Origin of the sequence: Micromonospora sp. NPDC050417, assembly GCF_044458865.1 — a bacterium.
In the GTDB taxonomy this organism is placed as follows: Bacteria; Actinomycetota; Actinomycetes; order Mycobacteriales; family Micromonosporaceae; genus Micromonospora_G.
Genome location: NZ_JBITIH010000005.1, coordinates 131,775 through 152,080, shown reverse-complemented (window position 1 = coordinate 152,080; position 20,306 = coordinate 131,775). Strand labels below are relative to the sequence as shown.

Here is a 20,306-nt window from a genome sequence, read left to right as displayed (position 1 = left end):
ACCAGCGGGCTGTCATCTTCGGGCCCTGGTCCCCGTACGCTGGACCTGTGTCGGTGGTGGATGTGGTGCTGATCCTGCTCATGCTGGTGTTCGCCATCATCGGCTACCGGCAGGGCTTTGTCATCGGCGGGCTCTCCCTCGCCGGGTTCTTCGTCGGCCTGCTGATCGGGCTGCAACTCGGCCCGCTCCTGGCCGACCAGTTCGGCGGCGAGTCGATGCGGATCCTGGTCGCGTTGATCACGATCTTCGGGCTGGCGGTGCTCGGGCAGACCCTCTCCGGCTGGGTCGGCTCACACCTGCGGCACGCGATCAACAGTCCGGTGGGCCGTAAGGCCGACGACATCGGCGGCGCCTTCGTCTCGCTCTTCGCGGTGCTTCTGGGAGCCTGGCTGGTCGCGGTTCCGCTCGGCTCCTCCTCCGTGCCCTGGATCGCCAGTGCGGTACGCAACAGTGCCCTGCTGGACGCCGTCGACCAGGTGCTACCCGCCCAGGCACAGGCGCTCTCCAACCAACTGCGCGACACGGTCGACACGAACGGCTTTCCGGACGTCTTCGGCGGCCTCGCCGCGACCCGCGCCCGGCAGGTAGCGCCCCCCGACCCGGCGCTGGCCGGATCACAGGTGGTGGTGAACGGGCAGCGGTCGGTGGTCAAGGTGCTCGGGTCCGCGCCAGCCTGCTCGCGGCGGATCGAGGGCTCCGGTTTTGTCTACGCCGACGACCGGGTGATGACGAACGCGCACGTGGTAGCCGGGACCAAGTCGGTCTCGGTCGAGGTGGAAGGCGACCGGCACAACGGTCGGGTGGTCGTCTACGACCCGGAACGCGACCTGGCGGTCATCTTCGTGCCGGGGCTGACCGCGCCGGTGATGCCGTTCGCTCCCCGCCAGGCGCCGAGCGAGGCGGACGCGATCGTGCTCGGTTTCCCGCTGGACGGGCCGTACAACGCGCAGGCGGCCCGGGTACGGGACGTCACAAAGATCACCGGTCCGAACATCTACGACTCCGGGGACGTCACCCGTGAGATCTACACGATCCGGTCATTGGTCCAGAGCGGCAATTCCGGCGGCCCGCTGGTCGCACCGAACGGGCAGGTGCTCGGCGTCATCTTCGCCGCCGCCGCGGACGATCCGAACACCGGTTTCGCGGTGACCGCCGAGGAAGCCCGGCCGGTGGCTACCGCCGGTACCGAGCGCACCCGAGCCACCGGGACCGGCGCCTGCACCTGACCCCGGGCAGGCCCTGCACCCCCGGGCAGGCCCTGCACCCCCCGGGCAGGCCCTGCACCTGACCCCGCGCAGCCCTGCATCTGACCTCGGGCGGGCTAGTCGCGCTGGTCGCGGCGCTTGCGGTAGAGAACCTGGGGGCGCAGTTCGGGCGAATCGGGCTCGGGATCGTCGAAGTCGTCCGTCGGGTCGGTGGTCATTCCGATCCGCCGCATCACCGCCTGCGAGCGCAGGTTCGTCCGCGCGGTGACCGCCAGGATCTCGGGCAGTTCGACCGTGTCGAAGCCGTACGCGAGCACGGCCCGTGCCGCCTCGGTGGCGTACCCGTGCCCCCAGGCCGCTCGGGCGAGCCGCCAGCCGATCTCCACCCCGTGGAACGGCATTCCCTCGTCCACCCGGTCCAGTCCGGTGAAGCCGATGAACTCCCCGGTCGTGTGGACCTCGACCGCCCAGAAACCGAAGCCGTTGCCGTCCAGGTCGTCCTGGAACGCGGTCATCGACGCGGCGGCCTCGTCCCGGTTCAGTAGCCGGCCGAGATGCTCGCGGACCTCGGGGTCGGCGTTCATCGTCGCCCACACCGGCAGATCGGACTCACGCCAGTTCCGCAGCCGCAGTCGTTCCGTGACGATCTTGTAGGTCATGGCGCGAGACTAGCGCCGGAGGCAGCCGACGGTCGTCAGGATTCGCTTGACAAATCGCTGTCGTCAGTGGCGGTGTCGCGGCTTTCCGGTTCTGGCGCCGCGCTCACCCGGTCCCGCCGGCCCCTCGGCCGCCACAGCCGGTTCCGTGCGGCCTGCGCGTACTGGAGCCGGTTCACCAGCAGGGCACTGCCGGTGAGTACGGCCACGAGCAGTGCGCTCCCGACCCAGACCCCCGACTGCCCGTTCGCCCCCTCCAGGCCACCGGCCGGCTGCGCCGCCCAACGAATCCGGCTACCCGGCGGGGCGACCTTGAGCTGGTCGGTCTGGTGGCTGCCCGATCCGCTCGCCGCGCTCAGCCCAGGGGCCGGACCGAAGCCCGCCTCACCGGGGGAGAGGTTGTCGTCGAGCGGGCTGAGCGGCACCGGTTCGACCTGTTCCGACAGGGCCGCGAGCGGGTCGACCAGGCCGAAGCCGAACGTGTCGTCCCGCCCGGCCGGCCCCAGGTCACGCGCGGTACGGACCAACCTGTTCACCACGTCAGCGGCGGACATGTGCGGCCACTTGGCCCGGACCAGCGCTGCCGAGGCGGTCACCATCGGAGCGGCGAAGCTGGTCCCCTGGACCCGCCAGTACCCGCCGTCGCGGCCTGCGCCGTACAGGCCGGTGGCGGGGGCGGTGAGCACGGTCTGCGAGCCGGTGATCGAATCAGCCCAGAGTCGGTCGCTGTCGCGATCCATCCCGGCGACCGCGACCACACCCGGCTCCCGGGCCGGGTACCAGACATCGGTCGACGTCGAGACGCCCCGGTTGCCGGTGCAGGCGATCACGACCACGTCGCGGACGAACGCGTAGTCGAGCGCGGCGGCCAGGGCGGGGCTGTTGCCGGCACCACCGAGTGACAGGTTGACCACGCGGGCGCCGTTGTCGACCGCCCAGCGCAGGCCCTTCGCCACGATCATGGCGTCGTCGTAGCGGTTCTGCGCGTCCAGCACGCGAACCGGAAGGATCTTGGCTTTCGGGGCCAGACCGGCCACCCCACGGGTGTCGTCGTTCCGCCCGGCGATCAGCCCCGCCACCGTCGTACCGTGGCCCACCGGGTCGGTCTGCCCGTCACCGCCCGGCTGCACCAGGTCGAGACCGGGCAGCACCTGGCCGGCGAGATCCGGATGGTCACCGTCGACGCCCGAGTCGATCACCGCCACGGTGACCCCGGCGCCGGTCGAGACCTTCCACAGGGCCTTCGCGTCGAACTCGTCGAGCTGCCACTGCTCGTCCCGGATCGCGTCCGCCCGGATCGGCAACTCCACCGGCTGGACCTGCGACAACACGGGCCGGGTACGAGGCGCGGCCGTGGCCACGGCCGGACCGGTCAGGGTCACCCCGACCCCGACCATGGCGAGTAGCGCCGACACGGCAGCCCGTGCCCCGGCACTACGGTCTCGATACACCAGCCCTGTCACAGCTTGGCCATTTCACCCCGGTGGAAACATGATGCACGGAGGTTACCCCTTTTCACTGTGGTGGCGGGGCAAACGAGGTGAATCGATCACACCGGAGGCAGATGGGCCAGCTGGACCAGGCGTACACCCTCCTTGCGCGTGACCAGTCGGCCCCGCCCCGGCGGCATCGGACCAGGACGTACCGCACCCACCAGAGCACCCTCGTCCTTGTCCCCGGACATCACCAGGCCGGGCGAGGAAAGCTCGCGTAGCCGCTGGATGATCGGCTCGTAAAGGGAGCGGGACGCACCCCCGGAACGACGGGTCAACACCAGGTGCAACCCGATGTCCCGGGCCTGCGGCAGGAACTCCTCCAACGGGCGCAGCGGGTTCGCCGGACCGCTCGCGACCAGGTCGTAGTCGTCGACCAGGACGAACAGCTCAGGGCCGGTCCACCAGGACCGGTCCTTCAACTGCCGCGGAGTGACGTCCGGGCCGGGAAGCCGGCGAGACATGTAGCCCGCCGCCGACTCGACCAGTTCGGCAGTGGCCGCCGCCGCGGTGCCGTACCCGATCAGATGCTCGGTCTGGATCACCCCGAGCAGGCTGCGCCGGTAGTCGACCAGGATCACCCGGGCCTGCTCCGGCGTGAACCGGTTGGTGATCGACGTGGCCAGCGCACGCAGGAACGACGACTTCCCGCACTCCGCGTCCCCAAAGAGCAGGAAGTGCGGTTCGCTCGCGAAGTCGAGCACGACCGGGCGCAGGTCCGCCTCGGAGATGCCGATCGGCAGCCGCAGGCCGCTCGTCCCGGACATGTCCAACTCCGCGTACGGCAGCACCGGCGGCAACAGGCGCACCCGGGGCGCCGGTGACCCGGACCAGCCGCTCGCCACCGCCTTCACCAGCGACGGGGTGTCGCCGCCGAGGCTCGTCAGTTCCGGCAGCGCGGTCAGGAAATGCAGGCTCTCCGCGGTGATCCCACGCCCCGGCGTCTTCTCCGGCACGTTCGTCGCCGCCCGGCGGGAGACGATCGAGTCGGTCGGGTCGCCGAGCCGCAGTTCGAGACGGGAACCGAAGAGGTCCCGGATCGCCGGCCGGAAGTCCATCCAGCGCGGCGCGGCGGCGACCACGTGCACGCCGTACGACAGGCCCCGGGTGGCGAGGTCGGTGATCATCGGCTCCAGGTCGTCGTACTCGCCACGCAGCGTCGGCCAGCCGTCGACCACGAGGAACACGTCACCGAACGGGTCCGCTCCCGGCCCGACCCCACCAACCGCCCGCCGCCTGCGGTACGCCGCCATCGAGTCGACCCCGAGATCGGCGAAGCGCCGCTCACGCTCGGCGAGCAGGGTCGAGATCTCGCCGATGGTGCGCCGTACCGCCGCTGTGTCGAGCCGGCCGGCCACCCCGCCGACGTGCGGCAGGTCCCGCAGCGCCGCGAGCGCCCCACCACCGAAGTCGAGGCAGTAGACCTGCACCTCGGCCGGGGTGTGGGTGAGTGCCAGGCCGCAGATCAGCGTCCGCAGCAGGGTCGACTTGCCGCTCTGCGGCCCGCCGACGACGGCGACGTGCCCGGCGGCCGAGTCCAACGCCAGCCAGAGCAGGTCCCGCCGCTGCTCGAACGGCTTGTCGATGAGCGCCACCGGCACCTGGAGCGCGCCGTGCAACTCCGGGTTGCCGAACGTCAGCCCCCGGGCCGGGTCACCGACCACCGGGCCGAGCAGATCGTCCAGCGCCGGCGCCTGGGCCAGCGGCGGCAGCCACACCTGGTGCGCCGGCGGCCCCTGACCGACCAGCCGGGAGACCATCACGTCGAGCAGGCTCTGACCGGCCGCCACCCCCTCCGGCACCGGCGCGGCGGCGGTGACCGGATCGGGCACCGGCACGAGGTGGGTCGAGTAGTTCAGCAGGCGCGGCGCACCGCCCTGGCCACCGCCGGCCCCACCGAGCCCGTCCCGGCGGAAGGCGCCGGAGACGTACGCGGCCTTGAACCGCACCAGCGGCTCGGTGCCGAACTTGAGGTAGCCGTGCCCGGGGGAGCGGGGCAACTCGTACGCGTCCGGCACACCGAGCACCGCCCGGGACTCCAGGGCGGAGAAGGTCCGCAACCCGATCCGGTACGACAGGTGCGTGTCCAGACCACGCAGCCGCCCCTCCTCCAGCCGCTGCGAGGCGAGCAGCAGGTGTACGCCGAGCGACCGGCCCAACCGCCCGATCTGGACGAAGAGGTCGATGAAGTCGGGCTTGGCGGAGAGCAGTTCGGAGAACTCGTCACAGATGATCAGCAGGGACGGCAGCGGGGCGAGCGCGGCTCCCCCGCCCCGGGCCTTCTCGTAGTCGCGGAGGCTGGCGAAGTTGCCGGCCCGCCGGAGCAGCTCCTGTCGGCGGATCAGCTCACCGTTGATCGCGTCGACCATCCGGTCGACCAGGGGCAGTTCGTCGGCCAGGTTCGTGATCACCGCCGCAGTGTGCGGCAACCGGTCCAGGGAGGAGAAGGTCGCGCCGCCCTTGAAGTCGACCAGGACGAAGTTGAGCGCCTCGGAGGAGTGCGTGGCGGCGAGTCCGAGCACGAGCGTACGGAGCAGCTCCGACTTGCCCGAGCCGGTCGCCCCGATGAGCAGCCCGTGCGGGCCCATACCGTCCTGCGCCGACTCCTTCAGGTCCAGCTCGATCGCGCCACCGTCACCGCCCACACCGATCGGCACCCGCAGCCCGTCCCGGGCCGGACGGGGTGCCCAACCCTGGGCGGTGGTGAAGTTCTCCGGGTCACCGATGCCGAGCAGGTCGGCCAGGCCCATTTCGGTGTTCAGTGGCGTGTCGGCACCCTTGGAGGCCGCCGCCAGCCGCAGCGGGGCGAGCCGTCGGGCGACCGCCTCCGCCTCCACCGCGGTGAGCCGGTCCGCCGTGCCGACCTCCGCCTGCCCGTCCATCGTGTACGTGTCCAGCCGCCCGCCGCGCACCTCCAGCACCAGCGTCGAGCGGTCCAGCAGCCGGGGCGGCGGGCTGTCCAGGTCGATGATGGTCACCGCGTCGATACCGCCGTCACTGACCAGCGCCGCCGCCCCGGTCAGGTCGCCGCCGTCGAGGACCACCACCACGTGCGGGCCGTCGGTGGCCGGACCGGCCGGGCTGAACCGGGACCGGTTGCCGAGTACCTCGTCGAGCAACTGTTCGAGTTCGGTGGCGGAGCTCGCGACCAGGCGTACCGGGCCGAGCGCGTCGACCCGGTTCGGGTGCTGCGCGTGCGGCAGCCACTTCAACCACTCCCAGAGCCCGCGACGCTCCGGACCGGCGCAGACCGCGATCAACAGCTCGTCCGGGGCGTGGAAGACGGCGAGCTGGGTCAGCATCGCCCGGGCCAGCGCCTGTGGGCCCTCGGTGCCGGTGGTCGGGGTGCCGGGACCGGAATCGGTCCAACCCAGGTCGGGCCGGCCCAACTCGACCCGGGGCGCCTCACCCCGGACGAAGACCCGGGCGAACGCCCGCAACGAGAGCGCGACCGGCAGGTCCGGCACCACCGCGTACGCGTCCAGGAACCGGCGCAGCGCGCCGGCTGTCATCGGCTCCAGATCCTCCAGTGGTCGGGTGACCGGCGGGATCAGCGGGGTGGCCAGGGTCTGCGGGCCGACCGCGACCCGGACCACGCCGAAGTCCGGATCGGCCGGTCGGCGTTCCCAGACGCGGTGACTGCCCACGGTGGACCAGAGCCGGGCCGGGTCGGGGTGCCGGTAGAAGAGCCCGGCGCGCTGCTTGCCGGCGGTGTCCCGGGCCCGGCGACGCAGCGTCGCCAGGTGGCGCAGGTACTCCCGGCGGGCCGCCATCATCTCCGCCTTCTTCGGCGTGCCGGAGGCACTGCCCCAGGAGGACGCGAGCATGGCCAGCGACGACACCCCGAACATCGCGCCGACCACGTACGAGTAGGCCCCGCCGCCACGGCCGAACATCATCGCCATCGCGACCGAGCCACCGAGCATCGGCAGCACCATCATCAGTTGCTGCATCCGTCCACCGGCGGCGGCCGGAATCTCCGGTGGCGGGTCCACTGGCAACTCGCCCGTAGGGATGTCCGGCGCGGGGCGGCGTGGGGGCCGTTTGACGACAACCGTGCTCACGCCATCATCCCGTCGAGTGCACCGTGGCCGCTCATCCGATCTCCCCCTGACGCTCGGTAGGCAAAGCCTGGCCCATGGTAGGTAAAGTGCGGTCGTCCGCGCAGCCGTGGCAGTCGGTGATGGAGGAAAGCCAATGAGTAGCGGGCTTGCCCGGGTCACGATCAGCGCCCCCCAGCGCCGGGTCGACGTCGCGCTACCAGAGCACCTCCCGCTCGCCGAACTCCTGCCCGAGGTGCTCCGACACGCCGGGGACGGGCTGGCCGACGACGGTGAACGGCACGGTGGCTGGGTGCTGCGGCGTACCGACGGTGCCGCCCTCTCCAACGGTCAGGCGCTGCTTCCGCAGGGGGTACGCGACGGCGACGTGCTGCATCTCGTACCGGCCCGGGCACAGTGGCCCGAGCCGGAGTACGACGACGTGGTCGAGGCGATCGCCGACGGGGCCCGGCGGCGGGGCGGTGCCTGGTCGGCCCCGGCCACCCGGGGCGCCAGCCTGGCCGGTGCCGGTGCACTGCTCACGGTCGGACTGGTCGCGGTTCTCGCCGCCGGCCCGGGGGCCGGACTCGGGCCGATCGCCGCGCTGGTCATCTCCGTACTGCTGGCGCTCGCCGGGGTGGTGGCCTCCCGCGCGTACGGCGACGCCGCGGCCGGTGCCGCGCTCGGCGGCTACGCCGTGCCGTACGCGTTCGTCGGCGGGGCACTGCTGATCGCCTCCGGGGATCCGGTCGGAGTGCTGGCCCCGGTGCGTTGGCTCGGCGCCCCGGAGGCGCTGGCCGGGTCGGTGGCGGTGTTGCTGGTCGCCGTACTCGGCGCGGTCGGGGTCGCCGCCGGGCTGCGGGTCTTCGCGGCCGGTGCCACCGTCGGCCTGCTCGGCGCGGCGACCGCGCTGGCCGGGTTCGCGCTCTCCGCCGGTGGGGCCGCCGCGATCCTGCTCTCGGTGCTGGTCTGCGGGATCGGGGTGCTGCCGCTGCTGGCCATCCGGTTCGGCAAGCTGCCGATGCCGCCGATCACCCTGCCCGCCGGGACCGACGGTACGGAGGGCTTCACCGCGGCCGGCGGCCCACTCGACGGGGCACGGGAGCGGCCGGAGCGGGAGCGGGTCTTCGCCGCGGTCGCCCGTACCGAGGAACTTCTCACCGGCATGTTGATCGGACACGCCGTGCTCGCCACCGTGGGGGTCGGGCTGCTGGTGCTCGCGGGTGGCTTCGCCGGCCGGCTGCTGGTGGCGGTCGCCGCGGCGGCGCTGCTGCTGCGCTCCCGGCTCTTCGTCACGTTCCGCCAGCGGTTGCCGCTGGTGGTCGCCGGCATCCTCGGCTTCGTGGTGCTCGGGTTGGCGCTGGTCACCGGCGCTGGTACGGACACTCTGCTGGTGCTCGTCGGAACGGCACTGGTGTCGGCGCTGGTGACAGTCGCCGCCGGTGCGACCTACGCGTACCGGACCCCGTCGCCGTACCTCGGGCGCGCCGCCGACCTGGTGGACACCCTGATGGTGGTTTCGGTGGTGCCGGTGGCCTGCGCGGTGCTCGGCCTCTACGCCCAGGTACGCGGTCTGCTCGGCTGATCCGCTGGGCGGTCGATCTGTTCGGCGTGCCCGGGGCCCCGCTGGCCTGACGCCCACGGTGGCCCCGGCGGCCTCGTTCCCGCCCGCCGTGAGTCCAGCCGGCGGGAACGGTACGTCGCGTCAGTGCGCGTGCGCGGTGCCGTTCTCCTCGGCCTCCTGCTGGCGGCGGACCGAGGCACGGATCTCCGCCTCGGCCTCGGTACGGCCGACCCAGGTGGCGCCCTCCACCGACTTGCCCGGCTCAAGATCCTTGTAGACCTCGAAGAAGTGCTGGATCTCCAGCCGGTCGAACTCGCCGAGGTGGTGGATGTCGCGCAGGTGCTCCTGCCGCGGGTCCTCGTACGGCACGCACAGGACCTTGTCGTCGCCGCCCTTTTCGTCCTTCATCCGGAACATGCCGATGGTCCGGCAGCGGATGAGGCACCCGGGGAAGGTCGGCTCGGGCACCAGGACCAACGCGTCCAGCGGGTCGCCGTCCTCGCCGAGGGTGCCCTCGATGAAGCCGTAGTCGGCCGGGTACTGGGTTGAGGTGAAGAGGGTACGGTCCAGCCTGATCCGGCCGGTCGCGTGGTCGACCTCGTATTTGTTGCGGTGACCCTTAGGGATCTCAACCGTGACGTCGAAATCCATCTTCCACGCTCCCTCGTTCGCCGACGCTGGCTAACGGAATGTAGGCGGCGTGTGCCGGAGGAGTGTTGTCCCACTCCCGAATGCACCGGGCGCCGCTTAGTGTTCGGACGGAAGTAGTGTCACCCAAAGGTGTTTGCTGACTGGGAGGAGGGGCCGGTGGAGAGTGAAGATTCACACTCGGGGTGGATAAACGAGCCACCAGCGCCGGGGTCGCACCCGCCTGAGCAGCAATTCCAGGCGCACCCACCGGCGGGGCAACCGCCGTACGACGGCCGACCGGCTCCCGGCCGGGCCAGCGTGCCACAGCCGGCCGCACACCACCCCGGCCACCCCGTTCCGCGCCCGCCGGCTGCGTCCGGCCCGCCCCCGGGTTCGTACCGTTCCGCGTCGGGGTCGGCGAGTCCGGTTCCGCCCGGTTCTGCCCCGGTGGGGACGTACTACTCCGGTGCGCCGTCGACTTCGGGCTCCGCTCGCCCTGTTCATCCCGGTTCACCGATGGCGGTTCCTCCGGGGCCACCTATTCCTCCGGTTCCTCCGGGCACTCCCTACCGCCAGGGTCCGCCGGCCCCGGTGCGCCCGGCGTCGGGTAGCGCTCAAGTCGTCCCGCCGCCCGGTCCGAATCCGCCCGCCGCTGCGGCCCATCCCGGCCAGTACCCGCCGAACCCTGGTCAGTACCCGGGCAACCCGGGCCACTACCCGGTCAACCCGCCGCACCACCCGGGCTCGGCAGCCGTCCCGGGGCGGGCCGCCGTCCCGCCGGTCGCGGGTTACCCGGGCGGCTACGGTCCCGCCGACGCCTCGCTCCTGCCCGAGCACGGCGGGGCAGGTCGGGCAGCCGTCCCGCCCGCGCCGCCGGTCGCCGTCCCGCCCGCGCCGACGACCCCGCCACCACCACCCGCCCGGCGTCGGACGCGGCTGGTCGCCGGGGCCGCCGCGGTGGTCGTGCTGGCACTCGCCGCCGCCGGGGTGGCCGTGGTACGCCCAGGGCCGGTCGCCGGCTGGCTGGGCCAGGCCGACCCCAGTCCCACCGGCCAGTCCGAGCCGCCCGAGCCGCCGCCCGCACCCGTGCTCCTCGCCGCCGGCGCCACCGCGCCGGTGCCGACCCAGCAGGGCCTACAGGCGGCAATCGGACCGCTGGTGGGCGCCGCCCTACTCGGCTCCTCGGTGCATGTCGCCGTGCTCGACGTGGCAACGGGAGAGCAGCTCTACGGCGAGGGACAGGACACCCCGACGGTGCCCGCCTCGACCACCAAGTTGGTCACCGCGGCGACCGTGCTGGCGGCCCGTGGCCCGGCATATCGGATCGCGACCCGGGTCGTGGCCGGGGCTTCCCCGGGCGAGGTGGTGATCGTCGGCGGCGGCGACCCCACGCTCGCGATCAACGCCACCGGGATCTACCCCGGTGCCGGCCGCCTCGACGACCTGGCGGCAAAGGTGAAGCAAGCTCTCGGTGGGACCGTGCCGACCAAGGTCACCGTCGACTCCTCCCTCTATTCCGGGCCGGTGTACGGACCGGGCTGGGACGCGGACATCCCGACCGGTGGCTTCGCGGCGCCGATCACCGCGCTGATGACCGACGGCGCCCGGATCGACCCGAAGGACAACATCAAGGGCGCCGAGCGGTACGAGAAGCCGGACGTGGCGGCTGGCCGCCTCTTCGCCAAGGCGCTCGGGCTTCCCACGGCCACGGTGAACGCGGTGGCCAAGGGAACCGCCCCGGCCGCCCCGCCGGACGCGACCGGTGCATCGGCCTCGCCCGGCGCGACGATCGCCCCCGGCACCGAACTGGGCCGGGTCGAGTCGCCACCGCTGGTGCGGCTGGTCGAGTTCATGCTCGCCGACAGCGACAACGTGGTCGCCGAGACGCTCGCCCGGCAGGTGGCGCTGGCCCGCCAGCAGCCCGCGTCGTTCGACGGCGCCGCCGCCGCGATGGACACCGTGGTGGGTGAACTCGGGCTGGACGCCAACCAGACGACGGTCAGCGACGGCAGCGGTCTGTCCCGACGCAACCGGATCAGTCCAGCCCTGCTCACCGACGTTCTCGGGTTGGCGGCTGGCGGCAGCAAACCGGAACTGGCCGGCATCTTCGCCGGACTTCCGGTCGCCGGCTGGTCCGGCACGCTCGCCGAGCGGTTCGCCAGCCCGTCGGCGGTCGCCGCCCTCGGGGCGGTACGCGCGAAGACCGGCACGTTGAGCGAGGTGAACGCGATCTCGGGGACGGTGACCACGGCACAGGGGCGGCTGCTCGCTTTCGCCGTACTCGCCGACAAGGTGCCGAGCGGCCCGGAGCAGGCGGCGTCGGCGTTGGACAAAATCGCCGCCGCCCTCGCCGCCTGTGGCTGCGCCGGCTGAACCGGACGACACGGTAGGGGTGTGCGGGCGCGGGTACGGTGGGTGCCATGGCGCAGTTCGTGGACTGGGACCTGGCCGCCGCCACCGCTGGCGCGCTGGGCAAGACGGGCCCGAGGGTCTCGTACGACGAGGCCACCGCGGTCGTGGGCGACCTGCGGCAGCTGACTGACGAGGCGGCGGGGCACGTGGTCGCGTACACCGGGCTGCGGTCCCAGGTGGCGCACCCACCGGTGCGGGTGGTGGATCGCAGGGACTGGGCGGCCACCAACATCGCCGGCCTTCGCGAGGTGATCACGCCGCTGGTCAACCGGCTCTCCGGTGACAAGCAGCCCGGCGTGATCAGCGACGCGATCGGCTCGCGGCTCACCGGTGTGCAGGCCGGAACCGTGCTCGCCTATCTCTCCGGCCGGGTCCTCGGCCAGTACGAGGTCTTCTCCGCCGACCCCGGTCAACTCCTCCTCGTCGCGCCGAACATCGTCGAGGTGGAACGGAAGCTGGAGGCCGAGCCCCGGGACTTCCGGCTCTGGGTCTGCCTGCACGAGGTCACCCACCGCACCCAGTTCACCGCGGTGCCGTGGATGCGTGGACACTTCCTCGGCGAGGTGCAGGCGTTCGTCGACGCCTCCCAGGCCGGTGGCGAGCACTTCACCGACCGGCTGCGGCGTGGGGTGGCGACGCTCTCCGACTCGGTCCGCAATCCGGACAGCCGGGCGAGCGTGCTCGACATCGTGCAGACTCCCGGCCAGCGTGCCGTGCTGGACCGGCTCACCGCGCTGATGACCCTGCTCGAGGGGCATGCGGAGTTCGTCATGGACGGGGTGGGCCCGGAGGTCATCCCGAGCGTGGAACGGATTCGCGCGAAGTTCAACCGCCGCCGCGAGTCCGGCAATCCGCTGGAGAAGGCGATCCGCAAGCTGCTCGGTGTGGACGTCAAGATGCGCCAGTACGCGGAGGGCCGCAAGTTCGTCCACGGTGTGGTCGACCGGGTCGGCATGGAGGGCTTCAACCGGGTTTTCAGCTCGCCGTTGACCCTGCCCCGGCTGGAGGAACTCGCCGATCCCGACGCCTGGGTGAACCGGGTCCACGGCAAGGCCGGCCCGACGCCGGCCGCCGGCTGATCCGCGCCGAGTGGCCGCGCTCGCCCCATCGGTTGCCGCCGTCCGGGTCGCGGTCCGGGCGGCCCTGACCGGGGTACGCCGACCAGGTCCCGTCCTGGTCGCCTGCTCCGGTGGCGCCGACTCGCTGGCGCTCGCCGCCGCCACCGCGTTCGTCGCCCCCCGGCTCGGTCTCGCCGCCGGGCTCGTCACCGTCGACCACGGACTGCAGCCCGGCTCGGCGGACCGGGCCGGGGACGTGGCCCGTTGGGCGGCTGATCAGGCGTTTTCCCCGGTCGAGGTGGCTACCGTGACGGTGCGGGGACGCCCCGGTGGACCGGAGGCCGCCGCGCGCGAGGCGCGTTACCAGGCCCTGGTCGACAGCGCCCGGCGCCACGACGCGTCGGCGGTGCTGCTCGGCCACACCCGGGACGACCAGGCGGAGACGGTGCTGCTCGCGCTCGCCCGGGGCGCCGGACCGCACGGTCTGGCCGGGATGCCGGCACGGCGGGAGTTGGACGGAGTGACGCTGCTGCGCCCGCTGCTCGACGTCGAACGGGAACAGACTCGCGAGGCGTGCGCGGTGCTGGGGCTGCGCCCCTGGGAGGATCCGCACAACACCGACCCCGGGTACGCCCGGGCCCGGGTCCGGTCCGATCTGCTTCCGGCGCTCGTTGCCACGCTCGGTCCGGGCGTGGTGGCGAACCTCGCCCGCACCGCTCGGATGATCGCGGAGGACACCGAGGTACTGGACGACCTGGCCGCGACCGCGCTACGCGCCGCCCGGGTCGGACCGGGCGCCGATCCCTCTGTCGGGCCGGTGGTCGACTCCTCCGTCGGCCGGGACGATGGTGCCGGTGCCGGGCTGGCGGTGGCCGTACTCGCCGGGCTCTCCCCGGCGGTGCGTTCCCGGGTGCTGCACCGCTGGGCGCGACAGCTCGGTGCCCCGCCCGCCGCGCTCTCCGCCCGCCACGTGACCGCCCTCGACGCGCTCGTCACCGACTGGCACGGCCAGGGATCGGTGCACCTGCCGGGGGCAATAACGGTGGCCCGGCGCGGTGACACTCTCGGCAGGGGGTAGACAGGGTGCATGGCACATCCCCGTCAACCCCTCTACGCGCCGCACGGCGCGGTCGCGACCAGTCAACCGCTCGCCGCCGCCGCCGGGCTGGCCGTACTCCGTAAAGGCGGCACCGCGGTCGATGCCGCGCTTGCCACCGCGATCGCCCTGACCGTGGTCCAACCGGGTTCCAACGACATCGGCGGCGACCTGTTCGCCATCGTCTGGGACGGCGAGCGGCTGCACGGCCTGAACGCCTCGGGCCGCTCCCCTGCGGCTCTGACCAGGGAGGCGGTGCTCGCCGCCACCGACGGCGTGGGGGCGACGCCGGCGACCGCACTCGGCGGGGCACAGGCGTCCGGTCCGGCGATGCCGGCCCGGGGCTGGCTGCCGGTGACGGTGCCCGGCGCCCCGGCGGGCTGGCGGGACCTGCACGACCGGTTCGGGGTGCTGCCCTTCGCAGACCTCTTCGCCGACGCGATCGGCTACGCCGAGAACGGCTACCCGGTCTCGCCGAACGTGGCCGCCGGTTGGGCCCGATCGGTGGAGACCCAGGCCGAGCTGACCGGCCCGGAGTTCGACGAGTGGTCCAAGGTCTTCACGGCGGATGGCAAGCGGGCTCCCCGCCCGGGTGAGCGGTGGCGCAATCCGGACGCGGCCCGCACCCTGCGCCGGATCGCGGCCACCAACGCGGACGCCTTCTACCGGGGTGAGATCGCCGAGGCGCTGGCCGGGTACGCGGCGCGGACCGGTGGGCTGCTCACCGCCGACGACCTCGCCCGGCACACCTCGACCTGGGTCCAGCCGACCAAGGCCGGGTACCGGGGGCACGAGGTGTGGGAGTTGCCGCCGAACGGGCAGGGTGTGGCGGCGCTGCTCGCTCTGAACATCCTCGACGGGGTGGACCTGACCGGGATGTCCCTCGCCGACCGGCTGCACTGGCAGATCGAGGCGATGAAGCTTGGTTTCGCCGACGCGCACGCGTACGTGGCCGACCCGGAGAAGGTCGCCGTACCCACCGAGGAGCTCCTCAGCGTCGAGTACGCGGCCACCCGCCGGAAGCTGATCACCGACCGGGCCGGTACGCCCGAGCCGGGAAGCCCGGGGCGGGGCGGCACGGTCTACCTCTGTGCCGCCGACTCGGGCGGGATGATGGTGAGCCTGATCCAGTCCAACTACCTGGCGTTCGGCTCGCACGTGGTGCTGCCCGGGTTCGGTTTCGGGTTCCAGAACCGCGGCACCGGCTTCAGCCTCGACCCGGCGCACCCGAACGTGGTCGCGCCGAACAAGCGTCCGTACCACACCATCATCCCGGGTTTCCTGACTCGGGGCGGCGAACCGGTCGGCCCGTTCGGGGTGATGGGTGGCCACATGCAACCGCAGGGGCACCTGCAGTTGGTGTCGCACACGGTCGACGACGGCCTCGATCCCCAGGCGGCGCTGAACGCTCCCCGCTGGTACTGGCACGCCGATCGGTCGGTGCTGGTCGAGCCGGACCTGCTGAATGCCCGTTCGGGACCGATGGCAATCGGTGAGCTGCGCCAGCGCGGCCACGCGCTCGCGGTCGCGGATGACGACGACTCACCGCCGTTCGGCTACGGCCAGGCGATCTGGCGGCTGCCGGAGGGTGGCTACGTCGCCGGCTCAGACCCCCGCGCCGACGGCTGCGCCGTCGTCTACTAGCCGAAGGAAGGGCCCCTTCTTATCGTTTTCCGTATAGGAAGGGGCCCTTCCTAACGCCTGACGCCTTGTCGGAACGCCTGCTGTGGCTCAGACCCGTTCGCGGAAGAGGGTGCGGTAGGCGTGCGGGGTGGTGCCGACCCGGCGGGTGAAGTGGTGACGCAGCGTGGCGGCCTCACCGAAGCCGGCCCGGCTGGCGATCGCCTCGACGCCGAGTTCGGTCTCCTCCAGCAGACGCCGGGCGAGCAGGATCCGCTGGTTGGTGAGCCAGTCATGCGGGGTGGTGCCGGTCTCGGCCCGGAACCTCCGGGCGAACGTACGCGGGGCCATGTGTGACCGGGCCGCCATGTCGTCGATGGTCAGGCTCTGGTCGAGGTGGCCGACGAGCCAGCCGAGCACTGGTTCGAGGGTGGGGGCGTCCGGCGTACGGGGGATCGGTGCCTCGATGAACTGGGCCTGACCGCCGTCGCGGTGCGGTGGCACGACCATCCGGCGGGCCAGTTTGGTGGCGAGCGCGGAGCCGTGTTCCTGGCGGACCAGGTGCAGGCAGGCGTCGATGCCAGCGGCGGTGCCGGCGCCGGTGAGCAGGTTGCCGTCCTGGACGTACAGCTCGTTGCAACGGACCCGGGCCAGGGGGAACCGTGCGGCGAGCTGGTCGGCGTACTTCCAGTGGGTGGTGCACTCGCGCCCGTCGAGCAGCCCGGCCTCGCCGAGCACGAAGGCGCCGGAGCAGACGCTGAGCACGTACGCCCCGCGCTGGTGGGCCCGGCGCAGTGCGTCGAGCACCGGCTCGGGGACGGGGGTGCCGTCGTACAGGGCCGGTACGGCGACCAGGTCCGCGTCCTCGGTGGGGGAGAGATCCGCCTCGGGCACCAGTTGGAAGCCGGACCGGCTGCGTACCGGGGCGCCGTCGACGGTGCAGACGTCGAAGCGATAACCGGGGAAGCCGTCCGCTGTCCGGTCGGTGCCGAACACTTCGCAGAGCACGCCGAGTTCGAAGGCCGCCACCTGGTCGAGGGCGATCACCGCGACTTTGCTCAGCATGTGCGGAGGATATGCCCTCGGTGGCAGGAAATCGAGGCTCGATGGCATTCCTGCCACTGTCCGCGTGTTCGCGCTCGGCGGAAACTGAACAGGACGTCCGGTGCGCACCGGCGGCGAACCCACAGGAACCGTTGGAAGGTCCACGCCGCCATGGAACTCTTCATCCTGCTCTTCGTGTTGTTGCTCGCACTTGCCTCGGCGTTCGGCCTGACCGCCGACAGCCGCGAATCGACCGGACGCCGGTCCGGGGACGGGGGTCGCGAGTGGCGTTCCCGTACCTGCTGACCGGTCTGTCCGGAGTCCCGGGCCCTCGCCGGGGTGGTCACGTCACGATCTGGCCGCCCCGGCGACAGGCCGTCACCGACGTACGGCAGGCTAGGTGCATGGCTGACGGCTCCTGGTACGACGCCGACATCGATCACGTGATCATTTCTGAGGAGCAGATCCGCGAGAAGACCGAGGAACTGGCCAAGCAGGTCTCGGCCGACTACGCCTCGGTCGAGGACGGGCTGCTGCTGGTGTGCGTCCTGAAGGGCGCGGTCATGTTCATGGCCGACTTCGCGCGGGCACTGGGGCGGCAGGGCCCCCCGTCCGAGCTGGAGTTCATGGCCGTCTCCTCGTACGGCCAGGGGACCACCTCCTCGGGCGTCGTGCGCATCCTGAAGGACCTGGACCGCGACATCGCCGGCCGGCACGTGATGGTGGTCGAGGACATCGTCGACTCCGGGCTGACCCTCTCCTGGCTGCTCCGGTACCTCGAGTCCCGTTCGGCGGCGAGCGTCGAGGTGGTCGCCCTCTTCCGTAAGCCGGATGCGATCAAGGTCCACGTTCCGGTCAAGTACGTCGGCTTCGACATCCCGAGCGAGTTCGTGGTCGGTTACGGGCTCGACTTCGGCGAGCGGTACCGCGAACTGCCCTACGTCGGCGTACTGAAGCCCGAGGTCTACACCCGGTCCTGACTCCGGGAGGCCCCCTGTGCGCCCCCCGTACGACTCCGTCCGTCGATCTGTCCGAGCTGTCGCCCGGTATCGGCGTGAGGAAATATCGAGCAGTCGTACAGCGCGCTCTCAGGAAGACCGGCTACGGTATGCGGTGGTGGCGCGGACGTATCTCCGCGCCGGGTCTTTCGCCCTGTTTGACCGGACAGGTCGGGAACCGGGCGCGAGTTCGCCGTCACGCTGGCACGACGGGTGAGCCGAGGGCGTCCCCGGAGGGTTTCCTCCAGCGCTCACGGAGCGGCACCGGATCGCGACTGCTGGGCTCGCAAGCTCACTCCTCGCGGTCACGGTGTACCGTCGAATCACCCCGGCGAGATATTCGCGTCGAGGTCGAGGCCGGCCCGCAAGGCGGCCCCGGCCGCCGCTCCGCGCGGCGACAAGCCAACCCAGACGGTCAGGACGTCGATCAGGAGGGTCCGGGCGCCAAGGCGCTCGACAACAGTATGGAACGTACGCGTTTCTTCCGCCGCCCGGTGGTCTGGATCATCCTGGTGATCATCGGTGCGATCGCGCTCAGCTCGTTCTTCACCGGCGGCCCGAGCTACCACAAGGTCGACACCTCGGTCGCCCTTGATCAGCTCCACACGGCCAGTATCAAGAAGGCGATCTTCCAGGACAAGGAGCAGACGCTCCAGCTCGACCTGGCGAACAAGACCAAGTTCGGCGACACCACCACCGATCGGATCCAGGCCCAGTTCCCAGCCGAGATCGGCCGTGACGTCTGGAACCAGGTCGAGGCGGCCAAGGCGGCGAACCGGATCACCGGCCCCGCCGACACCAAGGTGTCCAGCGACAACGTCTTCCTGACGCTCCTGGTCAACCTGCTGCCCATCGCCGTACTGGTGATCCTGCTGCTGCTGTTCATGTCGCAGATGCAGGGCGGCGGGTCCCGGGTGCTCAACTTCGGCAAGTCCAAGGCGAAGGTGATCACCAAGGACACCCCGAAGACCACCTTCGCCGATGTGGCCGGCTCCGAAGAGGCTGTCGAGGAACTGCACGAGATCAAGGACTTCCTGCAGAACCCGGCGAAGTACCAGGCGCTCGGCGCCAAGATCCCCAAGGGCGTACTGCTCTTCGGCCCGCCCGGAACCGGTAAGACCCTGCTCGCGCGGGCGGTCGCCGGTGAGGCGGGGGTGCCGTTCTACTCGATCTCCGGTTCCGACTTCGTCGAGATGTTCGTCGGTGTCGGCGCCAGTCGGGTCCGTGACCTGTTCGAGCAGGCGAAGTCGAACGCTCCGGCGATCGTCTTCGTCGACGAGATCGACGCGGTCGGCCGGCACCGGGGCGCTGGCATGGGTGGTGGCCACGACGAGCGTGAGCAGACCCTCAACCAGCTCCTGGTCGAGATGGACGGCTTCGACACCAAGGGTGGCGTGATCCTGATCGCCGCGACCAACCGGCCGGACATCCTCGACCCGGCGCTGCTGCGCCCGGGCCGGTTCGACCGGCAGATCGCGGTGGACACCCCGGACATGGAGGGCCGTAAGGCAATCCTGCGGGTGCACGCCAAGGGCAAGCCGTTCTCGCCCGACGTCGACCTCGACGCGGTGGCTCGCCGCACCCCGGGCTTCACCGGTGCCGACCTGGCGAACGTGATCAACGAGTCGGCACTGCTGACCGCCCGTGGCAACAAGCGGGCGATCTCCAACGAGTCGCTTGAGGAGTCGATCGACCGCGTGATCGCGGGCCCGCAGCGGCGTACCCGGGTGATGAGCGACCAGGAGAAGAAGATCACCGCGTACCACGAAGGTGGGCACGCGCTGGTCGCCTGGGCGCTGCCGCACTCGGCGCCGGTGCACAAGGTGACCATCCTGTCCCGGGGACGCTCGCTCGGCCACACCCTGGTGCTGCCGACCGAGGACAAGTACACCCAGACCCGGGCCGAGATGGTCGACACGCTGGCGTACGCGCTCGGCGGTCGGGCGGCCGAGGAACTCGTCTTCCACGAGCCAACCACGGGTGCCGGCAACGACATCGAGAAGGCCACCGCACTGGCCCGCGCGATGATCACGCAGTACGGCATGAGCTCGAAGCTGGGCGCGATCAAGTACGGCACCACCGGTGACGAACCGTTCCTCGGCCGCAACATGGGTCACGAGCGGGACTACTCCGACTCGGTCGCCGCCGAAATCGACGCCGAGATGCGTGCGCTGGTCGAACTCGCCCACGACGAGGCCTGGGAGATCCTGGTCGAGTACCGCGACGTGCTCGACAACATCGTGCTCGAGCTGATGGAGAAGGAAACCCTCTCCACCGCCGACATGGCCCGGATCTGCGCCCGGGTGGTCAAGCGCCCGCCGCTCGCCCCGTACAACGGGTTCGGCAAGCGGCAGCCCTCGACCGAGCCCCCGGTGCTCACCCCGGCGGAGAAGGACAAGCTCAAGGCGCAGGCCGAGGCGGACGGCGCCGAGGCGACCGTCGGCGGCGGTGCCACGCCGCCCGCGCCCAACTCGGACGGCCCGCACTGAG

At 71.7% G+C, this 20,306-nt stretch carries 14 protein-coding genes; 9 read left to right on the top strand and 5 right to left on the bottom strand.

Annotation, left to right across the window (positions count from 1 at the left end; all coding sequences use genetic code 11):
* Positions 1–47 precede the first annotated feature (47 nt).
* Entirely contained in the window at positions 48–1,226 is a 1,179-nt protein-coding gene (locus ACIBF5_RS09050; protein WP_396809659.1) for a MarP family serine protease, read from the top strand.
* Between the two features lie 95 nt (positions 1,227–1,321).
* Here ACIBF5_RS09050 and ACIBF5_RS09045 read toward each other — a convergent pair whose 3' ends face one another.
* From ACIBF5_RS09045 to eccCa, 3 genes are all read right to left on the bottom strand, one after another.
* The gene (locus ACIBF5_RS09045) at positions 1,322–1,864 is read right to left on the bottom strand and encodes a GNAT family N-acetyltransferase (RefSeq protein WP_396809657.1); all 543 of its coding nucleotides are present in this window, start codon (positions 1,862–1,864) and stop codon (positions 1,322–1,324) included.
* 35 nt (positions 1,865–1,899) lie between these two features.
* On the bottom strand, positions 1,900–3,324 hold the full coding sequence (gene mycP / locus ACIBF5_RS09040) for a type VII secretion-associated serine protease mycosin (RefSeq protein ID WP_396809655.1): 1,425 nt from the start codon (positions 3,322–3,324) through the stop codon (positions 1,900–1,902).
* An 86-nt stretch (positions 3,325–3,410) separates the two neighbouring features.
* Positions 3,411–7,418, bottom strand: a complete 4,008-nt coding sequence (gene eccCa, locus ACIBF5_RS09035) for a type VII secretion protein EccCa (RefSeq protein ID WP_396809654.1) — start codon at positions 7,416–7,418, stop codon at positions 3,411–3,413.
* A 133-nt stretch (positions 7,419–7,551) separates the two neighbouring features.
* Here eccCa and eccD point away from each other — a divergent pair, with 133 nt between their 5' ends.
* Positions 7,552–8,979: a type VII secretion integral membrane protein EccD gene (gene eccD / locus ACIBF5_RS09030; RefSeq protein ID WP_396809652.1), complete on the top strand. Its 1,428-nt coding sequence runs from the start codon at positions 7,552–7,554 to the stop codon at positions 8,977–8,979.
* A gap of 120 nt (positions 8,980–9,099) precedes the next feature.
* Here the strand turns inward: eccD and ACIBF5_RS09025 are convergent, their stop codons facing one another.
* Positions 9,100–9,609: an inorganic diphosphatase gene (locus ACIBF5_RS09025; RefSeq protein WP_396809650.1), complete on the bottom strand. Its 510-nt coding sequence runs from the start codon at positions 9,607–9,609 to the stop codon at positions 9,100–9,102.
* 915 nt (positions 9,610–10,524) lie between these two features.
* Between ACIBF5_RS09025 and dacB the strand changes: the two genes are divergently transcribed.
* Genes dacB through ACIBF5_RS09005 form a run of 4 tightly spaced genes read left to right on the top strand, consistent with a single transcriptional unit; the run spans position 10,525 to position 15,798 of the window.
* A complete protein-coding gene (gene dacB / locus ACIBF5_RS09020; protein ID WP_396809951.1) occupies positions 10,525–11,961 on the top strand; it encodes a D-alanyl-D-alanine carboxypeptidase/D-alanyl-D-alanine-endopeptidase in 1,437 nt (478 codons plus the stop codon).
* Between the two features lie 47 nt (positions 11,962–12,008).
* On the top strand, positions 12,009–13,079 hold the full coding sequence (locus ACIBF5_RS09015; protein WP_396809648.1) for a zinc-dependent metalloprotease: 1,071 nt from the start codon (positions 12,009–12,011) through the stop codon (positions 13,077–13,079).
* Positions 13,080–13,089: 10 nt separating this feature from the next.
* Positions 13,090–14,136: a tRNA lysidine(34) synthetase TilS gene (gene tilS, locus ACIBF5_RS09010; protein WP_396809647.1), complete on the top strand. Its 1,047-nt coding sequence runs from the start codon at positions 13,090–13,092 to the stop codon at positions 14,134–14,136.
* Positions 14,137–14,145: 9 nt separating this feature from the next.
* Positions 14,146–15,798, top strand: coding sequence for a gamma-glutamyltransferase family protein (locus tag ACIBF5_RS09005; RefSeq protein WP_396809645.1), 1,653 nt, complete (start codon positions 14,146–14,148; stop codon positions 15,796–15,798).
* A gap of 87 nt (positions 15,799–15,885) precedes the next feature.
* Here ACIBF5_RS09005 and ACIBF5_RS09000 read toward each other — a convergent pair whose 3' ends face one another.
* Positions 15,886–16,839, bottom strand: a complete 954-nt coding sequence (locus ACIBF5_RS09000; protein ID WP_396809643.1) for a GlxA family transcriptional regulator — start codon at positions 16,837–16,839, stop codon at positions 15,886–15,888.
* A gap of 150 nt (positions 16,840–16,989) precedes the next feature.
* On the opposite strand from ACIBF5_RS09000, the gene ACIBF5_RS08995 reads away from it, so the two are divergent.
* From ACIBF5_RS08995 to ftsH, 3 genes are all read left to right on the top strand, one after another.
* Entirely contained in the window at positions 16,990–17,124 is a 135-nt protein-coding gene (locus ACIBF5_RS08995; RefSeq protein WP_396809641.1) for a hypothetical protein, read from the top strand.
* A gap of 98 nt (positions 17,125–17,222) precedes the next feature.
* Positions 17,223–17,798 carry a hypoxanthine phosphoribosyltransferase gene (hpt, locus tag ACIBF5_RS08990; protein ID WP_396809639.1) on the top strand — a complete coding sequence of 192 codons (576 nt, stop codon included), beginning with the start codon at positions 17,223–17,225 and terminating at the stop codon, positions 17,796–17,798.
* A 482-nt stretch (positions 17,799–18,280) separates the two neighbouring features.
* On the top strand, positions 18,281–20,305 hold the full coding sequence (gene ftsH / locus ACIBF5_RS08985) for an ATP-dependent zinc metalloprotease FtsH (RefSeq protein ID WP_396809637.1): 2,025 nt from the start codon (positions 18,281–18,283) through the stop codon (positions 20,303–20,305).
* Position 20,306: the final 1 nt, after the last annotated feature.